Origin of the sequence: Dactylosporangium sp. NPDC000555 (assembly GCF_040300025.1) — a bacterium.
Taxonomy (GTDB): domain Bacteria; phylum Actinomycetota; class Actinomycetes; order Mycobacteriales; family Micromonosporaceae; genus Dactylosporangium.
Map to the genome: position 1 here is coordinate 101,035 of NZ_JBEPDB010000003.1, position 21,751 is coordinate 122,785.

A 21,751-nucleotide genomic window follows, 5' to 3' on the forward strand; every position below is an offset into this window, starting at 1 on the left:
CAGCCGGTAACTCCTGCGCGCGGATCGGCCAGCGCCTGTTTCATAACTGGGGTGGGAGCGAGGCGGAGTCCAGATTTCGTCTGGTGGTGGCCCGCGGGAGCCAGGCTACCGGTGTTGTAACCGGGCTTGCGCGGGACGCCGCCAGGCGGAATCTGGGCCCGCCGCAGCCCCGCCTCAGCTATGAAACAGGCGCTAAAACGCCGCGACCTTCGCCTCCATGTCGGCGGCGGCCTCCTCGCCCTCCCGGGCCTGTGCCGGGGCGCCACCCTGCAGGGTCTTGTTCGGCAACGCGAGCGTGATCAGGGTGCCCACCAGTGCGGTTACCGCGGCCGCCAGGAACACCGGGTGCAGCGCGTTGACGAAGATGTGCTCGACCATCTGCAGCTGCGCCGGTGGCAGCGCCCGGACCTGCGCCGGCGCGTTGATCGACACTCCGCCGGCCGCGCCGTGCAGCTGCTTGGCCAGCTGGTTGTTCATGACCGCGCCGAGGGCGGCCACGCCGACCGAGCCGCCCAGCGACCGGAAGAAGGTGGCAGCCGAGGTGCCGGCGCCCATGTCGCGCGGGTCGAGGGCGTTCTGCACGGCCAGGATCAACGGCTGCATCGCCAGGCCCAGGCCCACGCCGATGACGGTCATGTAGATGAACGCCTGCCACAGTGGGGTGTCGACCTGCAGGCTGGTGAACAGCAGCAGACCGCCGCCCATGACGATGGTGCCCGCGACCGGGAACCACTTGTACCGGCCGAGCCTCGAGATGATCCGCCCGGCGACGATCGACGTCGCGATGAGGCCGGCCATCATCGGCAGCATGAGCAGGCCCGAGCGGGTCGGCGTGGCGCCCTTGACGATCTGCAGATACAGCGGCACGTAGATGATCGAGCCGAACATCGCGAAGCCGAGGAGGAACGTCGCCAGGTTGCCCAGCGAGAACGTGGCCCGCTTGAACAGCCGCAGCGGCAGGATCGGCTCCTGCGCGCGGCCCTCGACGACCACGAACAGCGCGGTCAGCGCGGCGAACGCGGCGAACAGGCCGAGGATGGTCGCGGAGCCCCAGGCGTACTCGTTGCCGCCCCAGGACAGTGCCAGCAACAGCGCGCTGCAGCCGGCGACCATGAGCGTCGCGCCGAGGTAGTCGACGCGGTGCTCGCGACGGATGTGTGGGACGAGGCGCAGCACCCGGGCGCAGATGAAGAGCGCGAAGATGCCCAGCGGCACGTTGATGTAGAAGATCCAGCGCCAGTCGTGCTCGGCGAAGTAGCCGCCGACCAGCGGTCCCGCGACCGAGGAGATGCCGAAGACCGCGCCAAAGAGGCCCTGATACCGCGCCCGCTCCCGCGGCGCGACGACGTCGGACACGATGGTGAAGGCGAGCGTCATGAGACCGCCGGCGCCGATGCCCTGCAGTGCGCGGGTGGCGATCAGTTCGGTCATGTCCCGCGAGAGCCCGGCCAGCAGCGAGCCGGCCAGGAAGGTCGCGATCGCGAACAGCAGCACGGGGCGGCGGCCGTAGAGGTCGCTGATCTTGCCGTACAGCGGCGTCGACGCCGTCGAGGCGAGCAGGTAGGCGGTGACGACCCAGGAGTAGTGATCGAGGCCACCGAGGTCGCCGACGATCGTCGGCAGCGCCGTGCCCACGATCGTCTGGTCGAGCGCGGCAAGCAGCATCCCGGTCATCAGGCCGCCCATCAGCAGCAGAATCTGCCGATGGGCGAGGGGCTGCCGGGTCTGTTGCTCCGGCGGCGCGGCGGTGGTCATCGAGCATCCCTTTCCGAGGTTGTGCCTGTCTGCGGGAGTCGTTCGGCGATCGACTCGTTGAGCCGGGTGAACAGCGCGGCGAAGAGCTGCCGCTGCTGCGGCGTCCATCCGGCGAGGAGTTCCTCCCAGATGGCCAGCCACCGGTCCCGGTTCTCGGCGAAGACCTCGTGCCCGAGGTCGGTGGCCTCGACCAGGCTCGCTCGCTTGTCGGACGGGTCCTGGAGGCGGCGCACCAGACCGGCGTGCTCCAGCGCGGCAACCTGACGGCTGACCGTGGAGAGATCGAGGCTGACTTCGGTGGCGAGGACCGACAGCCGGAACGGTCCGTCGACCGAGATCCGGCTCAGCAGTACGAAAGCGGGGCGCTCGAGGCCGCGACCGGCCTCATTCCATTTGAGTGTCGCGAACAGCCGCTCAGACAGCCGGATGAACTGGCCGACCTGCCGCCCGATGGCGGCGTGCTCGCCGTACTCGTCCACGCCTGTCCCCCGTCGGTCGATACTTGCTTGCCACAAGCATCGGTACCACGGGCAGCCGACTTCAACCTAATAAGGCGTGACGCGCATTACGGCCGGCGCGGACCTACAGGATCAATCCTCGCGGCCGAACTCGTAGCGATCGGCCGGATACGCCTTGTCGCCGACGACAAGCACGGGCACGCCCTCCTGCATGCTGTGCTCCCTCTTCTCCGCCGGCGTGGGCATGCGGGCGGTGACGATCTCGCCCGAATGCAGCCAGATACGCTCGCGCGGCTGGATGGCGCGGACGCGACTGCGGTAACCGCGCTTGCTCTCGACGAGACCCTCGCTGCGCAGGTGCGCCATCGCGTCTCGGATGGTGTCGCGACCGACGTCATGCTCCTCGGCCAGATACTTCTCCGAGGGCAGCAGACTCCCCGGCGGCAGTTCACCGCTGATGATCTGTTGCCGAATCGCGTCCGCGACCTGCCGATAGAGCGACAGGCCGGAACTCCGGGAGATCATGCTGGCGACCATACGAAGGTCAATCGGCCAGGCATATTGTGGCCTTAGGGCTACTCGGTATAAAGTGTTGCTCGGCTGGAGACCGGGCTGGGCGGTCCGGTCTCCGCCACCCCCGAAAGACCGGGGTGCGGCGCTCGTCCAACTGCTGCGAGCCGCGCGGGCGCCGCGCCCCACCTTCCATCCCCGGCCGAGACAGCGGGAGAACGACATGCCGATCGAAGAGGAGCCCCTCACTCCGATCGTCGCGCTCGACCTGCGGCACATCACCACGGTGATCGCGGAGGACGAGGGCGACCTGATCATGCTCGTCGACGACGGCGAGGTGATGATCGAGTTCACGTCGGGCATGTGCGGCAGCTGGGAGCAGGCCATCATCGGCGCCCAACGAGTGGCCTCGACGGCCCTCGAGTACGCCGCATCGATCCGCCATCGCCCGCGCCCCCTCTGACCGTTCGCGTTCACCTCGTTCGCTACCCGATGCTCCTACCCGCGTCGTCTCCGGGAACCGCCCGAGACGGCACTTTGTCTTCGCCGCGCGGAACGGCGAAAACTACGCCGCCCGGGCAGCCCTCGCGGGCCGCACGGGCGGCGAAGGGGCTATCAGACCGCAGAGCGGCGGCGGGACAGGACCACGAACATGCGGCCCGCGACCAACAGGAGCACGCCGGCACCCAGGACGATCGCGGCGCGGGGGCCCGTCACCGGCAGCGTCTCGCCGCCGCCGGTGTTGCCGCTCACCCCGCCGTAGCTGGGGACGATGCCACCCGGGCCGTAGCCGTCCCCGCGCGGGGCCGCGGCCGCCGCCTCCAGGGCACACACGCCAAGGTCCAGGATCGTGGTCTTGTCGGGCTGGCTTCCCTGAGCTCCCTGGGCGCCGTACCCGTCGGACTTCCAGGCGGTCCGGACAATCAGCTTGACGCGGATCGAGTACGCCTTCGCGTACAGGCCGGTCGCGCTCGTCTGCCGTTCGACGGACCCGATCTCGACCCGGAGGACGACGGCGCGGGCGGGGCGGGTGCGCGAGCCCTCGGGCGCGCGGACGGTGGACTCGCCGCGGCCAACCGCGGGCAGGCCGGGCAGCAGCGAGCCGAGGATCGCCTCGGGGACGGCGGCGACCCCGGCGACCGCGCCGGACAGGGCGCTCGTCACGCCGCCCAGCAGGTCGAGCAGCGACACCCCGACGGCCACCGGCAGGCCCTCGGCGCGGCCCAGGTCCTCGGCGGCCGCGCGGGAGCCGGCGTCGAGCGGCACCACGATGTCGGCGTGCGAGCCGGCCGAGTCGACGCGGATCGCGTCGCGGCCCGGGACGCGCACCTCGAGAACGGGAGCCTTGTAGTCCACGGTCTTGCGGCTTCCGGCGGTAACCGTCAGGGAGGGGGCGCTGAGCACCCGCACGCCGATCGCATGCGGTCCGCCGGCCAGCAGGGTGAGGTCCGCGACCCCGCCGCTGGCGGTCGCCGACGCCGCGGCCTTGCCGTCGAGCGTGCTCACGCCGGTGGCGGTACCGCTCTGGATCGCGCCGAGGCGCAGCAGCGCGCGGTCGCCCCGGCCGGGCAGGACCGCCAGGCCGGCCAGGCGGGCGTCGGCGGTGGCGCGGGGGCCGGCCGACTGCGTGCACTTCGCGGCGTCCTGCCAGGTGGCGTGCGCGCTCAGGCTGCCGACGCCGGTCTTCAACGCGCCGAGGTCGACGGCGGCCACCCCGGCGGTGGCCGGCTGGTCGTGCGGCGGCGGCGCCTGCTGGTACGCGCTCGGGCCGATGAGCCCGACCGGCAGTACGCCGCTGCTCTGGATGAACCGCGCGTCCGCCGCCGCCCGCGCCGGCCCGCCGGCGAACCCGGAGTGCGCGGTCGCGGCGCGCAGTTCCACCAGCGGCGGCAGGTCCAGCCCGAGGCCGCGCAGGTCCAGCCCGAGACCGCGCAGGTCGAGGCCGCCGAGCGCGAGCGTGTTGCTGGCGGCCGTCGCACCGAACCCGTCGGGGCAACCCGCGCTCTCCGCCGCGACCGCCACCGCTGGTGCCGCCACCGCGACCGGGCTCACTGCTCCGAGCACCCCCGCGGCGGCAAGGGCGACGAGGTATCGGGCTGTTTTTGGGCGCGCGAGACCGACAGGTTGCGTCATGACGTGAGGTCCTCCGAGACCGGGAGTACGGGGCGCCTGGTCTGGATCGATCAGCGCGAAGCCATATCGAGCCAGACTCGGCGTGGCCCGCCGTTGGGCGTGCCACTGCTGCCCCCAACGAGGCCTTCCCGGACGGGGTTACGCCCATGGTTGCGGGCTCATCCGCACTAGTAACGATGAAAGCACCGGAATGGTTGCGGAGCCACCCAAAGGTGTCGAGTCGGACTTTTACCCACTTTTCCTGCGATCTGCCCACAGCCATATGCGATGGGCATGACCCGCGTTACTGTGATCGCCATGGGCATGCTGTGCGCGGTGAGCTTCAATCGCTACGGCCGGCTGTTCTACTTCGATCCCGGCGACCTCCGCCCCCAGGTCGGCGACCGGGTGCTGGTGCCGACCGACGACGGGCCCGAGGTGGCCGAGTGCGTGTGGGCCGCCCAGTGGGTCACCGAGGAGACCGAGGGCTTCCCGCGCCTGGTGGCCATGGCCGCCGACAACGACCTGCGCCGCGACGAGCTGCTGCGCAAGCGCAAGGCCGAGGCCAAGGTCGCGGCGAAGCGGCTCATCCGCGAGCACGACCTGCCGATGAAGGTCGTCGCGGTGGACCACGTCCTGGACTCCGCGGGCGGGCAGGGCGCACGGACGACGATCTACTTCACCGCACCCCATCGGGTGGATTTCCGCTCGCTGGTGCGGGACCTGGGCGCCACGCTGCACTGCCGGGTTGAGCTGCGCCAGCTCTCGGCACGCGACTCGGCGCGCGTGCAGGGCGGCATCGGCTCCTGCGGGCGCGACCTGTGCTGCGCCACGTTCCTCAACGACTTCGAGCCGGTCACCATCCGCATGGCGAAGGACCAGGACCTCCCGCTCAACCCGCTGCGCATCTCCGGCGCGTGCGGGCGGCTGATGTGCTGCCTGAAGTACGAGCATCCGCTGTACCAGAGCTTCCAGGCCACGGCCCCTGCCGTCGGCGCGCGCGTCAGCACCCCGGACGGCGAGGGACGCGTCGTCGGCCACAGCGTCCCGCGCGACTCGGTCATCGTCCGCATGGACGCCGACGGCTCCCGCTGCTCGTGCAGCCGGGCATCGGTGTGCGGATCGCGCCAGGCCTACGAGGAGCGCCACGGCTGACGCACCTCAGCCGCACGGCGCTCCATTGAGGGCGAAGGCGGCCGGATTGGGGTTGCTGCCCTGCCACGTGCCCTGCACGCCAAACGTGAACGACGCGCCCGGGGCGATCGCGCGGCTGTTGCCTTCGGCGCCGGCGACCACGACCGGGCCGCTCTGCGTCACCGCCGCGTTCCAGTAGCTGGTGACCTTCTGGCCGGCCGGATACTCGAAGCGCAGCGACCACCCCCCGAGCGGGCTCGAGCCGGTGTTCGTGATGGTCACGGCGGCGACGAAGCCGGGGTTCCACTCGCTGATCTTGACGTAGGTGACCTTGCATGTGTGGGTCGTGGCCGGGCTGGTCGGTCCGGCCGGCGCGGCCGGCACGGCCGGCGCGCTGCTCGGGGCGGCCGCGCGCCCGGACGGGCTGCGCGACGCGCCGGGGGTCGGGCCGGACGAGGCGGGGGTCGGGCCGGACGAGGCGGGCGAGCGACCGGGCGTGACGGGCGCCGGCCCCGCGGTCACCGGGCCGTGGGTCGCCCGCGGATCGAGGGGCAGCTCGGTGTCCTGCGCGGCGAGCGGCGTCGGGTGCTTGTCCGGCGTCGCGAGGAAGGCCACGACCGCCAGCGGTACCGCCGCGGCCGCCACGGCGGCGATCAGCCGGAGGCGTCCGGAGGGTCGCGAAGCGCCGACCGCCGCGGCGGCGGGCACCGTTGCCGTGATCCGGGTGCCGCCGCCGGGGCGCGACCAGACGCTGAGGTGCCCGCCGCAGAGCCGGGCCCGCTCGTGCATGCCGGCGAGCCCGTGGTGGCCGTCGCGCTGCGGCTGGGCCAGGGCCTCGAGGCTTTCCGGTATGACGAATCCGGCGCCGTCGTCGCGAACCTCCAGCATGATCTCGTCGCCGTCGCGACCGAGCGTCACGGCCACCGTCTCGGCCCGGGCGTGGGCGGCGACGTTGCGCAGCGCCTCGCGCAGGATCCAGCACAGCTCGATGCCGGCCCGCGGCGCGGCGTCGCCGCCGGCCTCGCCGTCGAGGCCGGCGCTGTGCAGGATGACGCCGACGCCGGTGCGCGCCGACCACTCCTGACTGATCGCCGCGACCAGGTCGGGCAGCGGAGCGTCGGCCAGGTCGGTGCGCGGCTCGTCGATCACGCCGCGGGCGCGGGCCGCCTCGGCGTTGCCGTCGCGTGGTGTGGCCGCGTGGCGGCCGCTCTGATCCGGCTCTTCGATCAGGCCGCCGGCGTCGCGGGTCGCCTCACGGTCGCCGTCGCGTGGTGTGGCCGCGTGGCGGCCGCTCTGATCCGGCTCGGCACGGCCGTCGGGCGGCGCGGCGCCGAGCGCGACCGCGTCGAGGGTCTGGCTCAGCGAGTCGTGCATCTCGCGGGCCAGCCGGGCCCGCTCGGCCGCGACGGTGTCGGCGCGGATCCGCTCGCCGCGGGCGGACCAGCGGCGCCAGCCGTAGAGCGCGAGGCCCGGCAGGGCGCCGGCGAGCGCGACGGCGACCTTGGCCACGGCGCCGTCGGCGAAGAGCAGCAGGGGCAGCGCGAACAGCGCGCCGAGCCGGCCGAGCAGACCGCCGGCCAGCGCCGCGGCGACGATCAGCAGGGCGGCGGCGGGCAACGGCGCCAGCACGGTCGCGGCGGCGGCCGCCACGACGGCCGCGACGAGCGACGCACCGAGACGAAGGCGGAGGCGATCTCCCATGGCCCGTCGAGTATCACACCTCCGGGCCCCAGATCTCGGCCTCGTACCGGGACAGGTCTCCGGTCGGCAGCCAGCGCTGGAACTGGTCGGGCGAGAGCGGGCGCGCGTAGTGGTACCCCTGCGCCTTCTGGCAGCCGAGCAGCGTCAGCTCCCGGGCCTGGGCCTCGCTCTCCACGCCCTCGGCAACCGTGTCCAGGTTCAGGATCTGGCCCAGGCGCAGCACCGCCTGGGCCACAGCGCTGCCGCGCGAGGTGCCGTCGAGCTCGGCGACGAAACCGCGGTCGAGCTTGAGCACGTCGACGGGGAGGCGGGCGAGGTAGCGCAGCGAGGAGTACCCCGTGCCGAAGTCGTCCAGCGCGATACGGATCCCGGCGTTGCTGAGCACGGCCAGCTGCGCCACGGACGCGGGCTCGCCGATGACCGCGCCCTCGGTCACCTCGATCACGAGGTTGCCGGGGAAGAGTCCGGTGCGCTCCAGGATCCGCAGCACCTGCCCGGCGAACCGGTCGTCGTCGAGCTGCCGCGGCGAGACGTTGACGCTGAGCTGCAGGGCGGGCATGCGGCGCTGCCAGCGGGCGGCCTGGGCGGAGGCCTGCTCGAGCACCCAGCGGCCCAGGTCGCCGATGATCCCGATGCGCTCGGCGAGCGGCACGAACGCGTCCGGATCCAGCGTGCCGCGCCGCGGGTGCGCCCAGCGGACCAGCGCCTCGACCCCGGCGAGGCCGCCGTCGGGCAGCCCGACGATCGGCTGGTACACCAGGCGCAGCTGCCCCTCGCCGACCGCGACGCGCAGCTCCTCCGCCAGGGGCGTGCCCCCCGTCATGCCCGGCTCGAAGCAGGCCCAGCGGGCGCCGTCGGGGCGCAGCCGCGCCTGCTGCAGGGCCATGGCGGCGCGGTCCAGCAGGTCGTCGGGGCCGTACTCGCCGGGCGCGGCAACCGCGATGCCGATGCGGGCCGGCGCCGCGGCCGCGATGCGCCGCGCGACCGCCTCGGCGTTGTCGACGCTGCGGATGTCCTGCAGCACCGCGGCGAACTTGTCGCCGATCCGGCCCACCGGGTCGCCCCCGAGCACGCTGCGGCGCATGAAGTCATCGAACTCGGCCGGCTCGGGCGTGGCGTCCGCTTCGCACCCGGGCGTTGCCGGCGGCGCAGAATCTACCGCGGGCCTCGTCGCGAGACCCGTCGCAGGCCTCGTTGGGGGTGGATCGAGGGCCACGAGGAGCACGGCGGTGCTACGGCCGGAGCGCGCGCCGCGGATCAGGGCCTCGGCCAGGACCTCACGCATCCGCACGATCGCCCGGCTTCAGGCGGCATTTCCGAAATCTCGCCTGAACGGTGCAGCATCGAGAATCCACGCAGCCCATATCGGCCGCCACGGCGCGAAGTTGACCGGATCACCGAACGCGTGGGCGGTCGTCTCACCATGCCGCCCCCGGCAGGTCCATCGGCGTTCACCGACGCGTGCTGTAATGGCGCGCACGGGGGAGGGAGGCCGGCATCGACCCGATGACCGCGGCAACCACCGAGGAGTTCCTGGCGTTACTGCGCCGGCTCCGGGCCCGCTCCGGGCTGACGTACCGGGCGATCGCCCGCCGCGCGGCGGACCACGGCGATGCCCTGCCGGCCAGCACGCTCGCCACGATGCTGCAGCGCTCGACGCTACCGCGCCGCGAGCTCGTGGTGGCGCTGTTGCGGGCCTGCGACGTGCCACGCGAGCGCCGGGGCGCCTGGCTGGCCTCGTGGGAGCGGCTGGCCGGCGACGGGGCCGCCGGGCCCGCGCCGGTGAAGGCGCCTCACGCGGTACCGTTTCAGCTTCCTCCGCCGCCCGCGGTCTTCATCGGCCGCGCTGACCTGGCGTCCCGGCTGGCGGCGGCCGCGAACGCGCGCGAGCACGCCGTGTGCGTCATCGAGGGGCCCGCGGGCATCGGCAAGTCGGCTCTGGCGCTACAGGTCGCGCACGCCGTCGCGGCCCGGCACCGCGGCGGCTGCCTGCACGCCGATCTGCGCGGCGCCAGCGCCGGGGTCGGGCCGGCCGACCCCGCCGAGGTCCTCGCCCGGTTCCTGCGCGCCCTCGGCGCCCGCTCGGCGCCCGCGTCGCTCGAGGAGGCGGCCGCGCAGTTTCGCACACTCACGGCGGCCGAGGGCGTCCTCGTCGTGCTCGACAACGCCGCCTCCGCCGCGCAGGTGCGGCCGCTGCTGGCCGCGGGGCCCGGCTGCACCACGCTCGTCACCAGCCGGTGGAAGCTGCCCGACCTCGACGCCACCCACCGGTTCCCGGTCGGCCCGCTGCCCGACGATGCCGCGGTCGAACTGCTCGGCCGGCTGTGCGGGCCCGAACGACTGCGGGCCGAGCGCGCGGCGGTCGATGCGATCGTGCACCGCTGCGGCGGCCTGCCGCTGGCGCTGCGCATCGTCGGCGCCCGCGCGGCCGCGCGCCCCGATTCCGGGCTGGCCCGCTTTGCCGAGCGGATGTGCGACGAGGGCCGGCGCCTGGATGAGCTGGCCATCGGCGATCTCTCCGTCAGGGCCAGTCTGCAGCTCGGGTATCGCGCGCTGTCCGGCGACTCGCGTCTGCCGGCGCGGCTGTTCCGGCTCATGGCCGTGCCGGACTGGGCCGACGCGGCCGCGCCCGAGTGCGCGGCCCTGCTCGGCGGCACGGTCGCCGAGGCCGAGCAAGCCGTTGACACGCTCGTCGACGCGCACCTGCTCGAGCCGGCCGGCGACGGACGGTACCGTTTCCACGACACTGTCCGGCTCTTCGCCCGCGAGCGCGCCGAAGCGACCGAGCCCGCCGCCGAACGAGCCGCGGCGCTGGACCGGCTCATGGGTCACCTCCGGGCCGTAGCCACCACCGCGGCCCGGATGCTGTACCCGCACGACGACCTCCCGTCCGTCGATGCCCCCGAGGCCGGCGCCGCGGCCAGGCTGACCGGGAAGGCGGAGGCCCTCGCCTGGCTCGACCGGGAGTACCGCAACCTGCTTGCCGTTGCCCGCCAGCAGCTCGCCGCCGGCCTGTCGCTGACCGAGGTGCGCGACCTCGCTCTGGTCGTCTACCGGTTCGTCGAGAGCTCCGGGTACATCGCCGCGCAAGAGCAGTTCGGCCGCCTCGCCGTCGCCGCCGCCGAACTCCTCGGCGACCACGCCGGCGCGGTGTCGACCCGCAACGTGCTCGCCGTCGCCCTGCTCCGCGACGGCCGGCTCGACGAGGGCATCGAGATCCTGGAGCGCAACCTGATCGCCCAGCGCGAACGCGGCGACCGCGCCGGCGAGGCGTCGTGCCTGAACAACCTGGGCAACGCCCTGCGCGACAAGGGCGACACCGCGGCCGCGCTGCGGCACCTGCGGGCGAGCCTGGCGATCCGCCGCGAGCTCGGCGACCGGCACAAGGAGGGCTCGGTCCTGGACAACCTCGGCCTGGTGTACCAGCTGACCGGGCAGTACGGTCTCGCCGTCGAGCACCATCTGGCCGGCCTGGCCATCACGCGCGAGCTCGAGGACCGGCACCGCGAGGGCTTCATGCTGGTCAACCTGGCCGAGACGCTGCAGCTAGCCGGCGATCACGAGGCCGCCGCCGAGCAGGCCGCGAACGCTCTGATCCTGTGCCGCGAGTTCAACCACCGGCGCGGCGTCGGCCTGGCCCACCGCGTGCTGGGCGACGCGTGCGCGGCGCTCGGCCGGGCCACCGAGGCCGACGAGCACCGCCGCCGGGCCCTGGAGCTGCTCGCCGACACCGACCAGGAAGCCTGGAGCACAGTGCGAACGGCGACCCGGGCCGCCTTGCCCTCGTCCGGCTGCCGCTCGCGACTGCCGCACCCAGGCTGAACAGCGCTCGAACGGTCCCGAACGGACTCGAACACCATGGGCATTGCCCGCGCGAACCGGTCGCCGACACAATTTATGTGCGTTGATTCGAATCAATTCTTCGTACCGAGTTCGCTTTCGACCGGAGGGATTCGCATACCCATGTGGAGCATGATCGGCCGCCGCTCGCGGGCCGGCGTCATCGCCGCGCTCGTCGCGGTCGCGGCGTCGCTGCTGTTGGCTCAGAACCCGGCCGCGGCCGCCACCGGCTACGGCGGGGACGTCAAGCGGAGCGTCGTCATCAGCCGCGCCAAAGACTGGTTCGACCGCAACGTGCCGTACAGCCAGAACCTCGACGAGAGCACCTGGGTGTGGGACGAGAACCACGGCCACAAGTACCGCCCGGACTGCTCCGGCTTCATCTCGATGGCCTGGAGGCTGACGAGCAGCCGGAACACCGGAACGCTCCCGGCGGTCTCACACACCATCAACTGGAACGACCTGCTGCCCGGTGACGCGCTGCTGAAGACGACCGGCAACCTGGCCACGGAGCACGTGCGCCTGTTCGACCGCTGGGTGGACGAGAGCACGCACGCCGACTTCTGGTACTACGAGGAGGGCAGCACGGCCACGGACATGAACCACGCCCGCGTGAACGTCCGGGACATCCGCAACGCCGGCTACCACCCGATTCGCTACGACCACATCGTCAAGGGCTGAACCAAGCTCGAACCCGCATAAGGTCGCCTGCGGCAGGCGATGCGATCTTCGTCACCCGGCCGGGGACACCTGGCTCTCGCGCCAAAAAGTCAACGCCCTGACCAGGTGTCCCCTGGCCAGGGCGTTGCCCTGGAGCCGCCTGACGGAATCGAACCGTCGACCTATTCATTACGAGTTCACCGTTTTGCAGTGACTGCGCGAGACTGCGCAGCTCGCGCCATGACTGCCTGCGACTATGTAACGCAGTCTCACGCAGTCAATGTCACGCGGATTGTCACAGCAGCATCCAAGATCAATCTTGGTGAACGGCTATGAGCAACGAGTCGAATTCGGAGCGTGAGTGAATGCGGTGACCATGGTGTGACGGCACGGTGCCTGCTAGAAAGTGATCAGCCGCGCCCCAGCCGGCCGGCGAGGGGCAGTCGCCGTGAGTGCCGGCCGGGGCGCGGTGCCAAGAGCCCCCAGAAAAACGGCTGGTCTGGCAACCCGCCTAACGGCTGCAGGATCGAACGTTACCCACCTTCGGGCCCGAACGTTGTCCCACCCTGACAGTAGCCCACTGGCTACCGAGCCGGTCGCCGCTCACGCGGCCGTTCGTGGCGCCGAAACACTGGCCGGCTAACGGTTAGCAACAGGCTCAGCGCGCGGCACCGTCCGGCGCCGAGGCGATTCCGGGCGACGGGCGGGTCCGTTGTGCACGGGATTTCCTCCTTGCGGGTGGCGACCCCGGGTGAACAAGCTAGAACATGCGTTCGAACATACCGGGCTGATCGTCTCGGTATCAATGGGCTGTGCGGACAGTTAAAAGCCCAGGCCGGAGTTGCCGGGGCCCAGGCGCTCGAGCGGCCTGGCCGTGGGAACGATGACGGGCAGAGCTGGATCCACCACAACGGGCATGGGTCGCCTCCCTAGCGGCGATCAAGGGCCCTCGGGTGGCGTGTCCGCGCCTACCGGGGGCCGATCTGACTGTGACCAGCTGGTCACTGCCTGGCCCCTGACGGTAGGCCGTCCATGCCACATCGGCAAGACATCATGTGGATGCACGCTGCCATGTTGATGTGGACCACTCAAGATCCCCACAGGGTGGCTTCCGGATGTGGCTGCATAGCATTTTGCGGCATGGCAGCGCTCGATGACCTTGTGGCGGCGTACCGGCGCGCGGAGCGCGCGGTGCCCGCCGCCGAGCGCGCGGCCGAGGCTCGGGTGAAGGCGGCCAGGGAGGCACGTACCGCCGCCCGCCAGGCGCTCGCACTCGGCATTGTTGAGGCGTGGCACGCCGAGACGTCGCAGGCTGAGATCGCCCGGCGGACGGGGTACTCACGGGAGCAGGTGCGGCGCATCCTGCGCGCGCACGGCGTCCAGCCGGAATAGCTAGGCCGCTACTCCGCCGGCGAGTCCTGAGCGGCTGTACCGCCGTCAATCTCGGCCTGAAGCCTGCCCACGCTGTCTTTGTGGATCCGGCGGTGACCGCCGCCAGGCAGGGTCTTTGGGCGGATGGGTTCGTCGAACCGGCCAGCGGCCATGTACCGGCGCACGGTGTTGGGTGCGATGCCGAGGATCTCGGCGACTTCGCCGACCGAGAGCCATGTGCCGTTGCCGACCACCGTTGCTGTCACCTCTTGACCTCCGGGATCTGCCCATCCTTCCAGATCTTCAGCGCCACTGTGCACCCCTCCTGTCGACTCCCTCCTATCCTTCCACACCTTCCTAACCTTCCAAAAGTGCCGTACAGTGTCGGGCATGACGACGTCCTCCCGCGGCTCCAGCCGCGACCTCACCGCCTTCTACGTCGCCGTCGTGCTCATCGCCCTCACCGGCCAGGGCCTCGCCGCCCGTGAGTGGCTCGGCTGGCCGCTGCCGCTGGCGCTGCTCGCGGTCGCCGCGCTTGAGTTCGGTGGTGTCGTGCTCTCCCGGCACGCCCTTGCCCGCATGCGGCTCGGCGAGCGCGCCGGCTGGGCCCGCGCCGGCTCTGCCGCTGTCGCCGGCTTCGCGGTCGCCTTCAACTGGGCCGGCCACTCCAACCACATGCTCGGCGCCTTCTTCGCGCTGATGTCCGCGCTCGGCTACGGCGTCTGGATCCTCGATTCCAACGCGCGCCGCCGCGACGAGCTGCGCGCCCGCAGCATGCTCGCCGCCGTCCCGCCCGCCTACGGCGCCACCCGCTGGATGCGCCACCCGGTGCTCACGCACGAGGCCCGCGCGCTCGCGATCGCCACGCCGACGCTCGGCCTGCACGGCTCGATCGCCGCAGCGAAGGACGCCCGCCGCCGTGAGCGCCGTCACGCCGCGATCGGTGTCCTGCTGCGCCGCAAGCTGTCACAGGGCAAGGACGAGGTCGCCGCCGAGCTCGCGATCGCGACCTACGACATGGACGAGATCGCCGCCCGGCTCGCCGCAGGTGCCGACTACGACGGCCTCACCGCGCTCCTCGCCGCCGACCTCACCGCCGCAGCCGTCGCCGGTGTCCCGGACATCGCCGCGGACACTCCGGCGGACATCACCGGGGACGCCGGACAGGCCGCGGACACCGTGGTGACATCGACGGACACCCCGGCGGCGCAGACCGAAACCGCAGGAAGCGACCAATCTGCAGTCCGTCTGACCACCGAGCAAGCCCGCTACATCGCGCAGGGCATGTACCGCGCCAACCCGGACATCGCGCTGGACATCATCGCGGACAAAATCGGCCGGGACGTGCGCACCGTGCGCCGCTACCTCGAGCCCCTCGGCCGCCCGACGAGCGGAGCGCCCGCGATCGCTGCGCCGCAGCCGCCGCGCATGCTCGGCCCCGACGACGCGCTCGCCGCGCTCGAGCTCGGCACCGTCGTCGACCCGGAGCACCGCCGGCACCTCGCCGAGCTGGCGCTCGCCAGCGGCCCGTCGGCGACCGAGCAGGCGGAGCAGCGCGCAGCGCTCGCCCGGGGCGAGCGGCGCAGCCGGGACCGTGTCAGCCAGCAGGAGCCCGCCGCCGCCGGCGCCGCGGCGTAACCCACACCAAACAGGGAGCAGCAGAACCGTGGTCAACCACAGCCCCGACCAGGTGCCGCCCGAGCGGCGGCGCCTGGTCCGGATCCGGACCTTCCTCGTCAGCAACAGCAGCGAGGTCTTCGCTGACCGGCGCTACGTGCGCGCGCTCGACCTCACCGAGGAAGGCATGCCGCGGACCGAGGCCCACCTCAACCAGCTGCTCGAGCAGACCGCGGTCGAGCACCGCCAGGAGCGCGGCGCCGGCGAATACCGCCTCGAGCTGCGCGACGAGACGACCGGCGGCCTGGTCCTCGACTGGCGGTACGTGCCGCCGACACCGGGGTGGTGAGCGGCATGCAACACATGATGTCCCCGACCGCGGTGGCGATCCTGCTGATGCTCGCGTTGGTAATCGACTACATGAGTTTCGGGCCGAACTCCATTCGGGACCGGATCGCGTTCTGTTTGGCGACGCCGGCCATCGCGGAGGGCTTCAACGCCGGCCCGTTGGAGAGGTGGACCGTCGGCCTGCTCGCCGGGGTGATCGACCAGGGCAAGACGGCCGCCGGCGACTCGTACATCGCCGGCGCCGACACCAACACGGTGATCGGCGCGATGGTCGGCATCCTGTTCATCTACACGCTCGGCGTACTCATGCCGGACAAGTGGTCGAACAGGCTCGGCCCCTGGGCGCGGCTCGCCTTCAGCAAGAACGGCGCTGTCGCTGTCGCTGGCCCGGGCCCGGCCGGCGCCAGGCACCGGCTCAACTGGCGGCTGTGGACCTGCGCCGCGCTGCTCGGCGTGCTCTGCGAACTGCCGCAGGGCGCCGTCGGTGAGCTGATGCGCAGCTTCATCTCCCTGCTCGACTCGATCGCCGCGCCACTGCCCGCGGCCCTGTTCGGAGGTGGCTGATCGTGCACGGCCTGTCCTACAACCTGGTCCTGATCGCGGTGCCGCTGCTGTTCTGGGCGGCCATCCGGTGGCGCCAGATCCTTACGTGGGCGGTCCAGTCCTGGCGGGCCCGCCGCGCCGCGCAGGCTGGCCTCTCCCCCGATGACGGCCTCGAGCCGCCGGCCACGGCCGGGCCGCAGGTCAGCTCCCCTGCCGGTCTGTCAGGGGAGGGCCCCGGAGGGGGGTCAGAAGGGGGTCCGGAAGAGGGAGCGGGGAAGGGGGCCGACCCGATCGTCGAGACCCTCGACAACGGCGTAACGGGAGCCTGGATCCGGGTGCAGCGGCAGGGTGGCCGCGATGCGTAGCGAACGTCTCGCCGGCCTTGTGGATCGGGCGGTCAACCGTGCCGCCCGGTCCCTGGGCATCGACGACGAGCCAGCCGAACCACCCGTAGCGCCGCCGCCGCGGCCGCCCGTGCCGCCGACCCGGCCAATCGTCACGCCACGCCCGGCCGCGGCCCCGGTGCGTCCGATCGTCCCGGCGGCCGGCGAGGGCCAAGGCGCCACACTCGCCCGGGTGCTCGCCGAGCACGGGGTTGACGCCGAGGTGCTCGGGTCGGTCACCGGCCCGTCCGTCACCACCTGGCGGCTGCGGCCCGCGGCGGGCGTGAAGGTCGAGAAGATCACCGGCCTGGCCCTCAACCTCGCCCACGGCCTCGGCGATGAGCACGTCCGCGTCGTCCCGGTCGTGACGGGCGAGCCCGGCATCGTGGCCGTGGAGGTGCCCGCGCCGGTGCGCGACACGGTGTGGCTGCCGTCGCTGCTCGCGCCGCTGACCGACCCGCATCCGCTGCTCGTGCCGCTCGGCAGCGACACCTACGGCCGGCCCGTCGTCGAGCGGCTCAGCCGGATGCCGCACCTGCTCGTCGCTGGCGCGACCGGCGCGGGCAAAACTGCGTGGATTCACAGCCTGCTCGTGTCGCTGCTGTCCCGGGCCACCCCGGCTGAGCTTGGCCTACTCCTCATCGACCCCAAACGGGTCGAGCTGATCGCGTACGCCGCCGTCCCCCACCTCGTGGCGCCGATCGTCACCGAAGCCGACGCAGCGGTTTCGGCGCTGGAGCGGCTTACCGGCGAGATGGACCGCCGCTACGAGCAGCTCGCCGCGGCGGGCGTGTCGCACGTGGACGACTACAACCGGCTCGTCGACGCCGGCGAGCAACCCGGGCCACGGCTGCGGTATCTGGTCGACGTCGTCGACGAGCTCGCCGACCTGATGATGGTCGCCGGCGACGAGGTCCAGGCCGCGGTGGTGCGCCTGGCGCAACTGGGCCGGGCCGCCGGCATCCACCTGGTCCTGGCCACCCAGCGGCCCAGCGTCGACGTCGTGACCGGCCTGATCAAGGCGAACATGCCGTCCCGGCTCGCGTTCGCGGCGACCTCAGCCGTGGACTCCCGCACGATTCTCGACGTCGGCGGAGCGGAGAAGCTCCTCGGCGCCGGCGACGGCCTCTACCTCGGGCCCGGCCTCAGCGTGCCGCGCCGGATCCAGGGGCCGTTTGTCAGCGCCGCCCAGATCCGGCAGGTCGTCGCGGCCGCCCGTGGGACCGGGCCGGCGATCCAGCCGATCCACCTGGCCCGGACGGCTACCGCGGCGGACGGCGACGACGAGCAGCTGCTGCAGCGGGCCATCGTCGTCGTGCGCGCCGCCGGCAGCGCGTCGGTGTCGGCGCTGCAGCGGCACCTGAGCATCGGCCACCCGCGTGCGTCCCGGCTCATGGCCCAGCTCGAGCAACGCGGTGTCGTCGGGCCGGCCGACGGCACCGCCCCGCGCGAAGTCCTCCCCGAGTAACACCACCCACCCAGACCTCCGAGACGGCCGCCCGGTCGCCTCGCGATGACCCCTGCCCTCACCGGGGCGGAAAGGACGATCATGCACCGGCTCACCAGGCACATCATCACCGCTGGGGCGGTGTCGATCGCCGCGTCCCTCGGCACCACCGACCCGGCCGCGGCCGCGCCCACCCAGCCGGCCTGCTACGGGCAGCCGCTCGAGCGGGTCGACGTGGCGTGGCCCACCGGCAAGCTCATGGCCAGCAGCGAACTGACCGTTGCGGTCGGCTCGCCCTGCCGCGACATCAACGTCCAGGCGCTGCTCGACGTCGACGGCAAGCCGGCGTGCCGGCGGCTCCGCGTCCGCTGGGCGGCAACCGGCAAGACCACGCGGTGGACGTCGGCGTGCCGCCGCTGGACGGTCATCGCGCGCGGAGCCACCGAGGGCGCCGGCTACGTCATCGAGGCGCAGGGCCGCCCGGCCAGCGTGGGGGTGCGGTCGTGACCACCTACCGGGAGCAGTCGGAATACCGGCAGGACCCGCGGGTGCAGTGGCCGGCCGAGGGCTGGCTCGACGGTGTGATCGCGGCACTCCCGGACTGGGTCGACGAGCGCAACAGCCGCGTCGTCCTGGCCGTCGACGAGCACGTCGTGGTGCGCGGCCTGAACTCGGACGACGCCACGCTGTACGACCAGACCGACCGGCACAACACCCGGCTGTGGCTGTTCGCCAGCGTCGACGAGGCGCTGCGCACGGTGCACGGCGAGCCTTGGCGCAGCGTCCTCACCCACGAGGAGTTCGTTACCGCGGCCCAGGCCGGTATGCCGGTCCCCTCCCAGGTCGACTGCCGGATCACGCTGGAGCGCGACCCGGCGACCCTGGCCCTGGCCCTGGCCGAGGCGATCGCCTGGATCATCTGGCAGGGCGGAGCCGCCATCCCGTACCGGTGGCCGTGCACCCCGGACGGGATGGCGGCCGCGGAGCAGTGGGCGGCGAGCCACGCCGCGCTGGGCCGTGACGGCTACCCGATCCGCGAGGGGGAGCTGCTGCGCGTGCTCGACTACGCGTAGCCTGCGGAACAACGAAAAGGCGGCCCGGCCACCCCGAGGGGTAGCCGGGCCGCCTTCTGCGCGCCTTGGAGCCGCCGTCAAACCGCCGCGACCCGCAGCACTGTCGCGGCCCAGCGCAACTGCGGGCAACCAGAATGGCACTGCTTGTGATGTTGGCCGAGTTGGTCAAGACTCGTCGAGCACCTTGGAGCACAATCCGAGCGAGGGAGAACCCCGTGGCACTACAGTTCCTCGGCAAAGACCCGGACAGCTCGCAGGACCAATCGCCAACGCTCTACCTGGACGACGAGACCGGGAACTACATCATCCAGGGGTGGAAGGTGACGGACTCCGCGCGGCTGTCGCAGCTCAACCTGCCCGAGCACGAAACCGTGATCGAGTTCCCGCGGCGCATGCTGCAGTTCTTCCTGGAGGTGAAAGGTGGCGCGGGACCCGCGGATTGACGACCTGCTGAACGGCTGCACCAGCTCAGCCCTGCACCTCGAGCTACGCGACGGGTACATGCGCAGCGACCCCGCATTCATCGCGTGGCAGAACGGCCAGCGCCACGACCCTCAGCACAGTGCCTCGTGGTGGGATTCCTGGTGGCAGCTGACAGCCGACACCGTTGCGCGTGGCGTGCGCATGCAACGCGCACGAGTGGTGTCCGAGCCCATCAGCGACTACATCCGCTTCGAGCACGACGTGACGTTCATGAACATCATCGCCGGTGAAGAAGTCCGGTGGCTTCCGCGCCGGCGAGCGTCGGACATCGCCCTGCCCGGCAACGACTTCTGGCTGTTCGACGGGCACACCGTGCTGATCAACCACTTCGCCGGCGACGGAGAAGGGGCCGGCCGGGAGATCAGCACCGACCCGGCACTCGCCAAGCTGTGCGAGTCCGCGTTCGCTGCGGTTTGGGAGCGCGCCGAGCCGCACGCCGAGTACGAACCTTCCTGACCGCACCGAACAGTCGGCATTCCCGTGCGTTCACCGTCGTCGAGCGTGCAGCAGGCACGGCAACGTCTGGCGGACCGCCTCCGTGAGATCCGCCTCGGCGCGGACCTCACGGGGGTGCGTCTCGCCGAGCTGGCAGGCTGGCATCGCACGAAGGTCAGCAAGATCGAACACGCGACGACCGCGCCATCGGCAGACGACATCCGGACATGGTGCCTGCACTGCAACCAGCCGGACCTCGTCCCGGATCTCGTCGCGACCCTCCACGCCGTCGAGGGCATGTTCATCGAGTGGCGCCGCCTGGAACGCACAGGCCTACGAGCCGTCCAGGACACCATGACCCCGCTGTGGGAGCGCACGCGAACGTTCCGCATCTACTCGTCGTTCGTCGTGCCGGGTCCCCTGCAGACCCGCGCGTACACCGCGGCGGTGCTGACCGCGCTGGCTGCGCGACGACGGCTTCCGAACGACGTCGACGCGGCTACGCAAGTCCGTGAGGATCGGCAGCGCTTCATCCACGAGGGTGCCCATCGCTTCGCGATCGTGCTGGAGGAGAGCGTGCTCCGCAACGCGATTGGCGGCGTGGAGACAATGTCGGGCCAGCTCGGGCAGCTCCTTGCCGTCAGCTCGCTGCCTTCAGTGTCGCTGAGCATCATCCCGCAGCGTGCCGATCGAAGCGCTGCGTGGCCTATTGAGAGCTTTTGGATCTACGACGACCGGCAGGTTGGCGTGGAGCTCGTGTCGGGCTACCTGACGATCACGCAGCCAACCGAGGTCGGCATGTACGCGACCGTGTTCGCGGAACAGGCGGCGGTCGCGGTTCGCGGAGCTGCCGCCCGGGCGTTGATCATCGAAGCACTCGCAGCGCTCGATAAGCCGGCTGAGCACACTCGTGCACACCCGTTGAACCGGCCGCTTCCGTAGCCCTAGCGTCACTCGCGAGGGTCGATGGCGGGGCTGCGAGCCACACGCCACGAACCCGGAGCGCGGCGATCGAAGACCAGCGACAGCACAGCCGCCCGGCTGAAGAGCCCGCCACGGCCACGACCGCCGCGCTCCCCAACGACGGGGGCGGCGGCCGTTGTACTGGCTTCGGCCGCCGCCCTCACCCACAAGGCACCCGTGGCCGCCGAGGGGCTCCGCAGCCACGGGACGGGGGTCTCTCGCCCTACTACTGCGGGAGGCCCCCACTCATCAGGGAGGCAAGGATGCACGTCCGGGCGTGGAGCTGGCGGCGATGGCGCTACGAGTGCCGCTCCTGCCGGCTCTACTGGCGCGGGAAGTACGAACGGTGCCAGGGGCAGCCGTTCGAGGAGGCATACCCAGCACCGGCCCTACCGGTTCTACCGGCGTGGATGACCGCGCCGACGATGGCATACGAGAGGCCCGGCATGACCGTCGCGCAGCGGTGGCGGGCGAACGGAGGCAGATGGTGAGCGGGGAAAACGACGGATTCGGGGAGATCGTCGGCGACCTCGACCTGAGAGAGCTGAAGGCCAGGGCGCGGGTCGACAGCGACGACCTCGACATCCTCATGGGCGACGGGGACACCGCCGTCACCTTGACGACGAGCTGGACCAACGACCTCGAGGCGGCGGCCGATGCTGCCGAACGGGCCGGCAACGAGCTGCACCACCTGGCGGTTGTGCTTCGGGAACGCGCCGAGCGTAGAAGGCGGCCACCTTCTGGCGCCGTACTTCCCGAAGAGATGGGCGTCACTCCGAGTCAGTGACGCCCCGGCGGAAGGCCCCGGCCTTTCCCCTGGTCCGGGGCCTTCCGTTCTGTAGCGATCAGGGCCAACGAGAGGAGCGAAATGGCGGACAAGCCGTGCGGTAGGTGTGGTGGCCGCGGGTCTGTTCTGGT

23 protein-coding genes are annotated in these 21,751 nt (G+C 71.9%); 16 read left to right on the forward strand and 7 right to left on the reverse strand.

Annotated features, from left to right (window positions below):
- Positions 1–192 precede the first annotated feature (192 nt).
- From ABT297_RS03860 to ABT297_RS03870, 3 genes are all read right to left on the reverse strand, one after another.
- Positions 193–1,755, reverse strand: coding sequence for an MDR family MFS transporter (locus tag ABT297_RS03860; protein ID WP_350544320.1), 1,563 nt, complete (start codon positions 1,753–1,755; stop codon positions 193–195).
- On the reverse strand, positions 1,752–2,234 hold the full coding sequence (locus tag ABT297_RS03865) for a MarR family winged helix-turn-helix transcriptional regulator (RefSeq protein WP_350544322.1): 483 nt from the start codon (positions 2,232–2,234) through the stop codon (positions 1,752–1,754). The genes ABT297_RS03860 and ABT297_RS03865 overlap by 4 nt, the downstream gene beginning before the upstream one ends.
- Before the next feature lie 111 nt (positions 2,235–2,345).
- Entirely contained in the window at positions 2,346–2,738 is a 393-nt protein-coding gene (locus ABT297_RS03870) for a winged helix-turn-helix domain-containing protein (protein ID WP_350544325.1), read from the reverse strand.
- A gap of 208 nt (positions 2,739–2,946) precedes the next feature.
- Here ABT297_RS03870 and ABT297_RS03875 point away from each other — a divergent pair, with 208 nt between their 5' ends.
- Positions 2,947–3,186, forward strand: a complete 240-nt coding sequence (locus tag ABT297_RS03875; protein WP_350544328.1) for a hypothetical protein — start codon at positions 2,947–2,949, stop codon at positions 3,184–3,186.
- Between the two features lie 152 nt (positions 3,187–3,338).
- On the opposite strand, the gene ABT297_RS03880 is transcribed toward ABT297_RS03875, so the two are convergent.
- Entirely contained in the window at positions 3,339–4,856 is a 1,518-nt protein-coding gene (locus ABT297_RS03880) for a hypothetical protein (protein ID WP_350544331.1), read from the reverse strand.
- Between the two features lie 297 nt (positions 4,857–5,153).
- Between ABT297_RS03880 and ABT297_RS03885 the strand changes: the two genes are divergently transcribed.
- Entirely contained in the window at positions 5,154–5,990 is an 837-nt protein-coding gene (locus tag ABT297_RS03885; RefSeq protein ID WP_350544659.1) for a PSP1 domain-containing protein, read from the forward strand.
- A 6-nt stretch (positions 5,991–5,996) separates the two neighbouring features.
- On the opposite strand, the gene ABT297_RS03890 is transcribed toward ABT297_RS03885, so the two are convergent.
- Positions 5,997–7,670: a cellulose binding domain-containing protein gene (locus tag ABT297_RS03890; RefSeq protein WP_350544333.1), complete on the reverse strand. Its 1,674-nt coding sequence runs from the start codon at positions 7,668–7,670 to the stop codon at positions 5,997–5,999.
- Between the two features lie 13 nt (positions 7,671–7,683).
- Positions 7,684–8,754 (reverse strand): putative bifunctional diguanylate cyclase/phosphodiesterase, encoded by a 1,071-nt coding sequence (locus ABT297_RS03895; protein ID WP_350544336.1) that lies wholly within the window; start codon positions 8,752–8,754, stop codon positions 7,684–7,686.
- A 422-nt stretch (positions 8,755–9,176) separates the two neighbouring features.
- Between ABT297_RS03895 and ABT297_RS03900 the strand changes: the two genes are divergently transcribed.
- The 3 genes from ABT297_RS03900 (at position 9,177) to ABT297_RS03910 (ending at position 13,562) form a co-directional block, all read left to right on the forward strand.
- Positions 9,177–11,492, forward strand: a complete 2,316-nt coding sequence (locus ABT297_RS03900) for an ATP-binding protein (RefSeq protein ID WP_350544338.1) — start codon at positions 9,177–9,179, stop codon at positions 11,490–11,492.
- A 141-nt stretch (positions 11,493–11,633) separates the two neighbouring features.
- On the forward strand, positions 11,634–12,191 hold the full coding sequence (locus ABT297_RS03905; RefSeq protein WP_350544341.1) for an NlpC/P60 family protein: 558 nt from the start codon (positions 11,634–11,636) through the stop codon (positions 12,189–12,191).
- 1,119 nt (positions 12,192–13,310) lie between these two features.
- Entirely contained in the window at positions 13,311–13,562 is a 252-nt protein-coding gene (locus ABT297_RS03910) for a hypothetical protein (RefSeq protein ID WP_350544344.1), read from the forward strand.
- A gap of 8 nt (positions 13,563–13,570) precedes the next feature.
- Here ABT297_RS03910 and ABT297_RS03915 read toward each other — a convergent pair whose 3' ends face one another.
- Entirely contained in the window at positions 13,571–13,807 is a 237-nt protein-coding gene (locus tag ABT297_RS03915) for a helix-turn-helix domain-containing protein (protein ID WP_350544346.1), read from the reverse strand.
- A gap of 124 nt (positions 13,808–13,931) precedes the next feature.
- Between ABT297_RS03915 and ABT297_RS03920 the strand changes: the two genes are divergently transcribed.
- The 11 genes from ABT297_RS03920 (at position 13,932) to ABT297_RS03970 (ending at position 21,620) form a co-directional block, all read left to right on the forward strand.
- Positions 13,932–15,179, forward strand: a complete 1,248-nt coding sequence (locus ABT297_RS03920; protein ID WP_350544348.1) for a hypothetical protein — start codon at positions 13,932–13,934, stop codon at positions 15,177–15,179.
- Between the two features lie 28 nt (positions 15,180–15,207).
- Positions 15,208–15,507, forward strand: coding sequence for a hypothetical protein (locus ABT297_RS03925; RefSeq protein WP_350544350.1), 300 nt, complete (start codon positions 15,208–15,210; stop codon positions 15,505–15,507).
- A 5-nt stretch (positions 15,508–15,512) separates the two neighbouring features.
- Positions 15,513–16,070 (forward strand): hypothetical protein, encoded by a 558-nt coding sequence (locus tag ABT297_RS03930; protein ID WP_350544353.1) that lies wholly within the window; start codon positions 15,513–15,515, stop codon positions 16,068–16,070.
- Between the two features lie 2 nt (positions 16,071–16,072).
- On the forward strand, positions 16,073–16,414 hold the full coding sequence (locus ABT297_RS03935) for a hypothetical protein (protein ID WP_350544355.1): 342 nt from the start codon (positions 16,073–16,075) through the stop codon (positions 16,412–16,414).
- The gene (locus ABT297_RS03940) at positions 16,407–17,900 is read left to right on the forward strand and encodes a DNA translocase FtsK (protein WP_350544357.1); all 1,494 of its coding nucleotides are present in this window, start codon (positions 16,407–16,409) and stop codon (positions 17,898–17,900) included. The genes ABT297_RS03935 and ABT297_RS03940 overlap by 8 nt, the downstream gene beginning before the upstream one ends.
- A gap of 81 nt (positions 17,901–17,981) precedes the next feature.
- Positions 17,982–18,386, forward strand: coding sequence for a hypothetical protein (locus ABT297_RS03945; protein ID WP_350544359.1), 405 nt, complete (start codon positions 17,982–17,984; stop codon positions 18,384–18,386).
- Positions 18,383–18,952: a hypothetical protein gene (locus ABT297_RS03950; RefSeq protein WP_350544361.1), complete on the forward strand. Its 570-nt coding sequence runs from the start codon at positions 18,383–18,385 to the stop codon at positions 18,950–18,952. Before ABT297_RS03945 ends, ABT297_RS03950 begins: the two co-directional genes overlap by 4 nt.
- A 215-nt stretch (positions 18,953–19,167) precedes the next feature.
- Complete coding sequence (locus ABT297_RS03955; RefSeq protein WP_350544364.1) at positions 19,168–19,395, forward strand: hypothetical protein; 228 nt, start codon at positions 19,168–19,170, stop codon at positions 19,393–19,395.
- Positions 19,373–19,891 (forward strand): DUF6879 family protein, encoded by a 519-nt coding sequence (locus tag ABT297_RS03960; protein ID WP_350544367.1) that lies wholly within the window; start codon positions 19,373–19,375, stop codon positions 19,889–19,891. Before ABT297_RS03955 ends, ABT297_RS03960 begins: the two co-directional genes overlap by 23 nt.
- A gap of 45 nt (positions 19,892–19,936) precedes the next feature.
- A complete protein-coding gene (locus ABT297_RS03965; RefSeq protein WP_350544369.1) occupies positions 19,937–20,812 on the forward strand; it encodes a Scr1 family TA system antitoxin-like transcriptional regulator in 876 nt (291 codons plus the stop codon).
- A 427-nt stretch (positions 20,813–21,239) separates the two neighbouring features.
- Positions 21,240–21,620, forward strand: a complete 381-nt coding sequence (locus ABT297_RS03970; RefSeq protein WP_350544372.1) for a hypothetical protein — start codon at positions 21,240–21,242, stop codon at positions 21,618–21,620.
- Positions 21,621–21,751 lie beyond the last annotated feature (131 nt).

Excerpts from the sequence above, each read along its gene's own strand:
- ABT297_RS03860 (WP_350544320.1), bottom strand. The coding sequence starts at position 1,755 with ATGACCACCGCCGCGCCGCCGGAGCAACAGACCCGGCAGCCCCTCGCC.
- ABT297_RS03870 (WP_350544325.1), bottom strand. The coding sequence starts at position 2,738 with ATGATCTCCCGGAGTTCCGGCCTGTCGCTCTATCGGCAGGTCGCGGAC.
- ABT297_RS03875 (WP_350544328.1), top strand. The coding sequence starts at position 2,947 with ATGCCGATCGAAGAGGAGCCCCTCACTCCGATCGTCGCGCTCGACCTG.
- ABT297_RS03880 (WP_350544331.1), bottom strand. The coding sequence starts at position 4,856 with ATGACGCAACCTGTCGGTCTCGCGCGCCCAAAAACAGCCCGATACCTC.
- ABT297_RS03885 (WP_350544659.1), top strand. The coding sequence starts at position 5,154 with ATGGGCATGCTGTGCGCGGTGAGCTTCAATCGCTACGGCCGGCTGTTC.
- ABT297_RS03890 (WP_350544333.1), bottom strand. The coding sequence starts at position 7,670 with ATGGGAGATCGCCTCCGCCTTCGTCTCGGTGCGTCGCTCGTCGCGGCC.
- ABT297_RS03895 (WP_350544336.1), bottom strand. The coding sequence starts at position 8,754 with ATGCGCCGCAGCGTGCTCGGGGGCGACCCGGTGGGCCGGATCGGCGAC.
- ABT297_RS03900 (WP_350544338.1), top strand. The coding sequence starts at position 9,177 with ATGACCGCGGCAACCACCGAGGAGTTCCTGGCGTTACTGCGCCGGCTC.
- ABT297_RS03905 (WP_350544341.1), top strand. The coding sequence starts at position 11,634 with ATGTGGAGCATGATCGGCCGCCGCTCGCGGGCCGGCGTCATCGCCGCG.
- ABT297_RS03910 (WP_350544344.1), top strand. The coding sequence starts at position 13,311 with ATGGCAGCGCTCGATGACCTTGTGGCGGCGTACCGGCGCGCGGAGCGC.
- ABT297_RS03920 (WP_350544348.1), top strand. The coding sequence starts at position 13,932 with ATGACGACGTCCTCCCGCGGCTCCAGCCGCGACCTCACCGCCTTCTAC.
- ABT297_RS03930 (WP_350544353.1), top strand. The coding sequence starts at position 15,513 with ATGCAACACATGATGTCCCCGACCGCGGTGGCGATCCTGCTGATGCTC.
- ABT297_RS03940 (WP_350544357.1), top strand. The coding sequence starts at position 16,407 with ATGCGTAGCGAACGTCTCGCCGGCCTTGTGGATCGGGCGGTCAACCGT.
- ABT297_RS03945 (WP_350544359.1), top strand. The coding sequence starts at position 17,982 with ATGCACCGGCTCACCAGGCACATCATCACCGCTGGGGCGGTGTCGATC.